The organism is Pseudomonas sp. FG36 (assembly GCF_057809275.1).
Map to the genome: position 1 here is coordinate 82,310 of NZ_JBMDJQ010000003.1, position 8,379 is coordinate 90,688.

The following is an 8,379-nucleotide window of genomic DNA, read 5'->3' on the forward strand; positions in this document are numbered from 1 at the left end:
CTACAGGAACGAGCACGGCAATGCCGGATCAGTCCTGGCGGCTGGTCACTTCCAGCAGGTGGTAGCCGAACTGGGTCTTCACCGGGCCCTGGACGACGTTCAGCGGCGCGCTGAAGACCACGGTATCGAACTCGCGAACCATCTGGCCCGGGCCGAACGAGCCCAGGTCACCGCCCTGGCGGCTGGATGGGCAGGTGGAGTTGGCCTTGGCGACTTCGGCGAAGTCGGCGCCAGCTTCGATCTGCGCTTTGAGTTCGTTGCACTTGTCTTCGCTGGCAACCAGGATGTGGCGGGCGGTGGCTCGGGCCATGGGTACTGCTCCTTGGGTTCGAAAAGGCAAGCCTAGCGCACTTGTTCGTGCCCTGTCTCGCCAGGCTTGCCGCAGAGACTCACAGGCGCGCGGCGGCGTCGCGTAGCAGCGCCTCGGTCGCGTCCCAGCCCAGGCAGCCGTCGGTGATCGACACGCCGTACTTCAGCGCGCCTTTGCCCAGGGCCTGGCAGCCGTCGAACAGGTGGCCCTCGAGCATCACCCCGACCAGCGAGCGGTCACCGCCCAGACGCTGGGCCAGCACGTCCTCGAACACCGCCGGCTGGCGCGCCGGGTCCTTGCCGCTGTTGGCGTGGCTGCAGTCGACCATGATGCGTGGCGCCAGACCTGCCTTGGCCAGGCCCTGGCGCGCCAGGGCGACGCTCTGGGCGTCGTAGTTCGGGCCCTTGTGCCCGCCGCGCAGCACCAGGTGGGTGTCGGGGTTGCCCAGGGTCTCGATGATCGCCGGATGCCCCTGCGTGTCCATGCCGAAGTGACGGTGCGGGTGGGCGGCGCTGCGCATGGCGTCGCAGGCGATGCCGATACCACCGTCTGTACCGTTCTTGAAACCGACCGGCAGTTCCAGGCCACTGACCATCTCGCGGTGAATCTGCGACTCGGTGGTGCGCGCGCCGATGGCGGCCCAGCCCAGCAGGTCGTCGAAGTAGCCGGCGGCCATCGGCTGCAGCAGCTCGGTGGCGATCGGCAGGCCGCGTTCGAGCATGCCCAGCATCAGGCCTCGGGACAGAGCAATGCCGGCGTGCATGTCATCGCTGCCGTCGAGGTGCGGATCGTAGGCCAGGCCTTTCCAGCCCACGGTGGTGCGCGGTTTTTCCACGTAGGCGCGCATCACCAGCAGCAGCTTGTCGTCGACCTCGCGGCTGAGCGCGGCCAGGCGGTCGGCGTACTCGAGGGCCGAGCGCGGGTCATGGATCGAACAGGGGCCGACCACCACCAGCAGGCGTTCGTCGCGGCCTTCGAGAATGGCGCGGATCGCCTGGCGCTGGGCATGGACTTGCTGGGTGAGTTCGCTGGACAGCGGCATCTGCTGCTTGAGCAGGTGCGGGCTGGGCAGGCGCTGGCTGACGGTGGTGTTGGCAGCGTGCGGCTGGGTCAGGGGCAGGGCGAGGTTCGAGGCTTGCATGGCGTTTTTTCCCTGGGCGGACGGCGGGTTCTGGCCCGCGCGGTCGGCCCTATCGAGGTGTTCGACTGATCGTCAAATGGGGTGTCTGTGCGGCATTGCCACCGGAAATCGACCGAACGGAGGCGGCAGGCTGGCCCGAACGGAACTGGCTAAATCGCCATGCATAGGTGCGGTAGTAGGTGGTGTGGTTCATGACGCTGTCCTCAAGGTAATCGGTATGTTTCGTGGGCCCGGAAAAGCAAAACCCCCGGTCGGGGAGCCGACCGGGGGTTTGAGTATTCTCATGTTCGGCGGCCCCTCGAAGGTGGGCGCCGGATGGGTAATCGGCGCCTAGTGGCTAAACCAATACCCAAAATAAAAGCTGGCAACGGCGTTACGACCGGCAACGGCCAGCACGCGGTGCGCGGAGCGACCGGTGTGGTTGGCGTGGTTGCGGGTTTGTTTCGACATGTTGCTCTCCAGTGATTGGGACCGAGCTTACTGCACCTTTGCGTTGGCGTTCAATCACTAAATGCTATCGAGGCGATTGACCCGGCTTCAGCCCTTCAGTCTGCGCTCCCATGCGGCCCCCAATTAAGGGGGAAAACGCCCAGTTCATCCTTCTCCATCTCGCAAGCATCTGATTAACAACGACTAAATTCATGGCATAAGCCTTGCTCACCTCCTTCGCAGTATCCCTGTGTCCCCGGAGGTGCCCCATGTCGACCCCTCGCAAAGGCCCGGTCCTTTCCACCTTCCTGCTGGCCCTGCTGGGCTGGCAGGTCTCCAGCGAGGCCGCCGTGCAGTGCCAGCGCACGCTGGTGGCCAACGTGGTGGCGCTGGATCAGCCACTGATGTTCAACCGCCTTGGCGCGCAGAACGCCAACGGCATGATGTTCGCCCTGCGCCAGGACGTGGTGGACGAGCACCATGTGCCCCTGAGCAAGGGCGGTGCGGCGGTGCCGGGCAAGGTCACCCTGCGCCCGGACAAGCGCCCGCGGCCGATCGTGCTGCGGGTGGCCGCCGGCGACTGCCTGACGGTCAACCTGAGCAACCTGCTGGCCTACCAGGCCAACCCCAACAAGCACGGCATCGATCACGACGAGAACGAAGTCGAAGGCGAGGAAGAAGAGGGCGCCGAGGTCGAGAACGAGGGCAACGAGCACTTCGTCGCCGACGAGCAGGTTACCGATCGCCATGTGGGTTTCCAGGTCAATGGCCTGCAGGCGGTCAACAGCATCGGCGACATCGCCGCCAACACCGGGCGCAATGGCAACTTCCTGGTCGCCCCGGGCGGCACCCGCAGCTACACCCTGTACGCCGAGCGCGAAGGCGCCTTCGCCGTTACCAGCCTGGGTGCGACCTTCGGCGGGCAGGGCGGCGGCGGTAACGTCGCCAACGGCCTGTTCGGCCAGGTGGTGGTGGTGCCCAAGGCCGGGCGCACCTACCGCAACACCCTGACCGAGGAAGAGATGCGCCTGGCCACCACCGGCCGCACGGCCACCGGTCAGCCGGTCATCGACTACCAGGCACGCTACCCCAACGTCGAGCCGTGGATCGCCGAGGGCAAGGCCGGCAAGCCGATCATCGCCATGGTCGACGGCAACGAGATCCAGAGCAGCGAGACCGACGCCATCGTCATGGGCCCCAACCCCGACGGCAGCTTCCCTGCCAGCACCTATCCGCTGGAAAGCGTCGGCAAGCGCAACCCGGCGCTGCCCAATCGCCTGGAAGCCTTCCGCGACTTCGCCTCGCAGTTCGCCGACGAGGTCGCCGCCACCCAAGCCTTTCCCGGTTACTGGGCCGACCCGGTCATGGGCCACGTGCTGGAGCCGACCCGCGACTCGTTCATGATCAACTATGGCTCCGGCGGCATGGGCGCCGAGGTGGTGGCCAACCGTCTTGGCGTGGGGCCGATGCACGACTGCCTGTCGTGCGCCTACGAGGAATTCTTCCTCAGTGCCCACACTGTCGGTGATATCGGCACCCTGGTGGATATCCCGGCCAACGTCGGGCTGGAGAACATCCGCCCGGGCGAAACGCCGCCGGCCAGCGCCACCGGGGTCAAGGCGACCATGGCCCTGTACCCGGCGGAACCTGCCAACGTGCACCATAGCTACATCGGTGACTTCACCAAGTTCCGCAACACCCACAATGGCCACGAGCAGCACATCTTCCACCTGCACGGGCACCAGTGGCTGTTCAACCCCAACGATGACAACTCCGACTATATCGACGCCCAAGGCATCGGCCCGGGCGTGGGCTACACCTACGAAATCGCCAACGGCGGCTCCGGCAACCGCAACCGGGTCGCGGGCGACGCCATCTACCATTGCCATTTCTATCCGCACTTCGCCCAGGGCATGTGGGCCATGTGGCGGGTACATGATGTGTTCGAGCCAGGCACCCGCCTGGCGGTCAGCGGCGAGGGCGAGAACGGCTTCCACACCACGCCGTTCGCCCTGCGCAATGGCAAGCCCGCGCCGGGTGCGCGGGCGCTGCCCGACGGCGAGATCATTGCCGGCACGCCGATCCCGGCCATCGTGCCGTTGCCGGGCAAGGCCATGGCGCCGATGCCGGGCAAGGTCACGGTAGTGCCCAAGCTGGCCGAAACCCTGGTCTCCGAACATGGCGATGACGAAGAAGAGGAGGGCGACGATCACCCCGACGAGCCCGCCACGCCACGTGCGGTTGGCTCCCTCGCGCTGGTCGATCGCAGCGAGACCAATCGCAACGCCGACGGCAGCCTGAAAAACCCCGGCTACCCGTTCTGGATCGGTGGCATGGAAAGCAGCGTCGGCCAGCGTCCGCCGACTCCGCCGCTGGACATGCTCGACCCGGCCCTGGCCCGGCAGCTCAAGGACAGCGGCAAGGCGCTGTGGGCCAACCTCGATCCCAACCAGGTCGACGGTTGGGACGGCGGCCTTGGCCGGCACACCCTCGACGGCGTGTCTGCCGGTGGCGACGCCGTGACCACCACCACCAAGCTGGACTTCTCCAAGGTGGTGCACAAGGCCAAGCCGATCTACCTGCCTGAAGAGGGCACCGAGGTCGAACAGGCGGCCATGCAGTTCCACGCCAAGGCCGAGCACCAAAGCTTCGCCCTGATCCCGGGCGGCGCGCCGGTGGCCAAGGCCTTCCGCACCAACGGCGCCTTGCCGACGGCGGGCGCGCCGTACTATGAGCCGTGCATGGACGACCGAGGCAAGCGCCTGACCCAGTCTTCGGGTGTCGGCGAGTTCTTCAGCGGTGAAAACCTCACCGGCATGAGTTTCCGCGGTTCGTCCACCTTCACCGCCGACCGGCCGCGTATCTACAAGGCGGCCAACATCCAGTTCGACGCGGTGTACAACAAGGTCGGCTACCACTTCCCGCAGGCGCGTATCCTCGCCCTGTGGGAAGACGCCTGGCCGGTGATCACCAAGCAGCGCCCGCCAGAGCCCTTGGTGATGCGCATGAATACCTTCGACTGCACCCAGTACGTGCACACCAACCTGATCCCGTCGTTCTACGAGATGGACGACTACCAGGTACGTACCCCGACCGACGTGATCGGCCAGCATATCCACCTGCCCAAATGGGACCTGACCGCCGCCGACGGCTCGGCCAACGGCTGGAACTACGAGGACGGCATCCTCTCGCCCGGCAGCGTGGTCGAGCGCGTGCACGCCATTCGCAGCTTCAACAACTGCACCGAAGGCGATACCCGCGACGGCACCGCCGCCTGCCCGAAAGCCAAGCAGCATCCGTACTTCGGACGCTTCGGCCGGGCCGACTGGCTCGGCGCGCGCAGCGCAATGCAACGCTGGTTCGCCGACCCCCTGGTGAACGTGCACAATGTCGACCGTGGCCTGGGCACCATCTTCACCCATGACCACCTCGGCCCATCGACCCACCAGCAGCTCGGGCTGTACGCCACTGTGCTGGCCGAGCCCGCAGGCTCTACCTGGTACCACGCCGAGACCGGCGAACAGCTGTACAACCCGGCGACCCGCCAGGATGGCGGCCCGACCTCGTGGCAGGCGGTGATCCAGACCGGCGACCACGACGGCGACGGCAAGAACGACAGCTACCGCGAGTTCTTCCTCGAGTACAGCGACTTCCAGCATGCCTATGAAGCTGGCGTGTATGTCGGCGCCGGCCCCAATGGCGTGCCGGACGGCCAGGCCTATCCGGCCACCGCCGACAGCTTCCGCTACGCCATCAACCCGCCCGTGCGGCAAAAGGCCTCGACGCTGCTCGAGTCGGTGGTCGAGTCCCGTGGCGGGCTGAGCCCGGGCTGCCCGACCCGGCCGTGCCCGCAGGCGATCTCGGTGGATGACCCCGGCATGTTCGTCGTCAACTACCGCAACGAACCGCTGGCCCTGCGCGTGTTCGACCCGAACAAGGTCGGCCCGGACGGCAAGCGCGGCATGCAGGCCGACGGCCTCGGCGGCGACCTGGCCTACGCCATGCAGAGCCGCACCGACCGCGCCATCCCGGCGATGAACCTGGCGCCTTCGGCGATCACCCAGGCCACCGGCCCCACCGGCGGCACCACGCTGTTCCCGCCGCACGTCAACAAGGGCAGCGAGCCGGGTGACCCGTTCACACCGCTGCTGCGCACCTATTCCGGTGACAACGTGCGCCTGCGCATGCATGCCGGCGGCCATGAGGAGGAACACAACGTCACCCTGCACGGCGTGAAATGGCTGCAGAACGGCTCAGGCTTCGGCAACAGCTCCAACTCGGGGTGGAAGTCGTCGCAGATGGTGGGCATCTCCGAGCAGCTCGGGTTCATGGCGCCGGTGTCGATGATCTCCAGCTCCGCCGCCACAAACGGCGACTACCTGTACTCGCTAGATGCGGCGCTGGAAGGCTACTGGAACGGCATCTGGGGCATCATGCGCAACTACACCGCGCAACGCGCCGACCTGTTCGCCCTGCCGAACAATCCGCAGCCGGTGGCCATGCGCAACACCGTCAATTTCGACGGCATCTGTCCGAAGACCACGGCCAACGCCAATGGCATCGGCACGCGGCCGACGGTCAAGCGCAGCTACGAGATCGTCGCGGCCCTGGCCAACGACATTCTCGAGAACCGCCACGGGGTCAGCATCAATGACCCGGCCGGCATCGGCCAGCACGTCGGTGGCGCGCTCAAGGCCAATGGCGGCACTCTGGTGTTCAACAGCCGCAAGGTCGATATCCCCATGGCCACGGTCACCGACGAGGAGGATGGCGCGACCTTCACCGTGGGCGGGCACAGTTCGCCGCTGCACGATCCGACCGCAGTGCTCTACGTGCGCAAGGCCGACCTCGACGCGAGCACCGGCAAGCTCAAGGCCGGCGTTCCGGTCGAGCCGCTGGTGCTGCGCGCCAACGCCGGCGACTGCATCAGCATCACCCTGGAAAACCGCCTGCCGCTGATGATGCCCGACCTGCCCAGCAGCGCGGTGATGCAGAACGTGGTCAAGCGCGACCGCGCCGGCGGCGAGGGCTCCACGGCGTTCAACAACAACCTGATGCGCCCGTCCAGCCACGTCGGCCTGCATGCGCAGCTGCTGGCCTACGACATCACCAAGTCGGACGGCGTCAACGTTGGCCTCAACCCGGTGCAGACCGTGCCGCCGCGCACCGGCAGCAGCGGCGCCTACCCGAACCGGGTGTACCAGTACTACGCCGGGCACCTGGAGCGTGAAGGCAAGCCGGTGCTGCAACTGGGCCGCACCGTGGACAACATCAACACCACGGCCATCGAGTTCGGCGGCCTCAACCTGACCCCGGCGGATGTCATCAAGCAGCCGCAGAAAGGCCTGGTGGGCGCCATGAGCGTGTTGCCGCAAAGCGCGACCTGGACCGAGGACACCGCCAGCCGCGCCCAGGCGACGGTGAAGGTCAGCGGCCAGCCCGACTACCGCGACTTCGTCACCGTGTGGCAGCGCTCGCTGAACATGCGCTGGGCCGATGGCCGGCCGGTGGAGGGCATCGCCACCGAGGGCAACGGCGTGCCCGGCGATCCGAAGGACAACGGCAACATGGCGATGAACTACAAGACCGAGCCGCTGTGGCTGCGCTTCGGCCTGGCGCCGGACGCGCCGTTCGGCCATGCCGATGGCTTTGGCTTCGCCGATGTGCCCAATGCCCACATGGCCTACAGCAATGTCCTGGTCGGCGGCGATCCGCAGACCCCGGTACTCTGGGCCAAGCCCGGCCAGCCGGCGCGCAGCCACGTACTGATGCCCAGCGGTGGCAGCCGCGGCATCACCTACCAGCTCGATGGGCACCTGTGGCCGCTGCACAACTACCAGCCCGAGAAGAACGACGTGAACGGCTACCCCATGGGCCTGCCGGGCATCGGCTCGGTGCGCTACGGCTACAACCCGATGGCGATGTATGTGGGCGCGCAGGAAAGCGTGCTGCCGGCGGCGCACTTCAGCTTCATGCTGCCCAGTGCCGGGGGCGCCAACGCCGTGCCGGGGGACTACCTGTTCCGCGACTATGCGGCGTACGGCAATGCCTCGGGGCTGTGGGGGATCCTGCGGGTGACCAACGAGCCACCGCCGGCGGTGGCGCCTGCGCAGTGAAGGGGGCCTGGCGGCCTGACCGGGAAGTAGGAAGGCCGCCAGGTAAACACACAAGCATTAAACTTTCTGTTTTTGTTGCCTAGCTGTGGACCCTCATGGTTATCATCTGCCAGCGCCCGGGGCCAGGAGCCCGGCGCAACTGGAAAGCCGACGGCCCACAGGTCATCGGTACCGCAGCCGAAGGGACCACCCAGGCTCAACGCTCGTGGCCCTTGCATGCCCCCATAAGGATGGTGAGGTTTCAATTGGTCACGCAGTCTGGAATCGTCGATATGACGGGCCATGCGCCCGTGTTCGCCACATGTCCCTCCACGTGCGCCATCCCCCGGTCGCACGCTGTGCGCCTCACTGCTGCGCGCGCCCGCGCCGCGCCTGGCCCCTGA

At 66.8% G+C, this 8,379-nt stretch carries 3 protein-coding genes; 1 reads left to right on the forward strand and 2 read right to left on the reverse strand.

Features of this window, described 5'->3' with window-relative positions; all coding sequences use genetic code 11:
- Positions 1-28: 28 nt before the first annotated feature.
- Together ACODS9_RS04290 and ACODS9_RS04295 are read right to left on the reverse strand one after the other, a co-directional pair.
- Entirely contained in the window at positions 29-310 is a 282-nt protein-coding gene (locus tag ACODS9_RS04290; protein WP_094009975.1) for a peptidylprolyl isomerase, read from the reverse strand.
- Positions 311-389: 79 nt separating this feature from the next.
- Positions 390-1,451: a 3-deoxy-7-phosphoheptulonate synthase gene (locus ACODS9_RS04295; protein ID WP_111532822.1), complete on the reverse strand. Its 1,062-nt coding sequence runs from the start codon at positions 1,449-1,451 to the stop codon at positions 390-392.
- A 698-nt stretch (positions 1,452-2,149) separates the two neighbouring features.
- Between ACODS9_RS04295 and mnxG the strand changes: the two genes are divergently transcribed.
- Complete coding sequence (gene mnxG, locus ACODS9_RS04300; protein WP_489093319.1) at positions 2,150-7,996, forward strand: manganese-oxidizing multicopper oxidase MnxG; 5,847 nt, start codon at positions 2,150-2,152, stop codon at positions 7,994-7,996.
- Positions 7,997-8,379 lie beyond the last annotated feature (383 nt).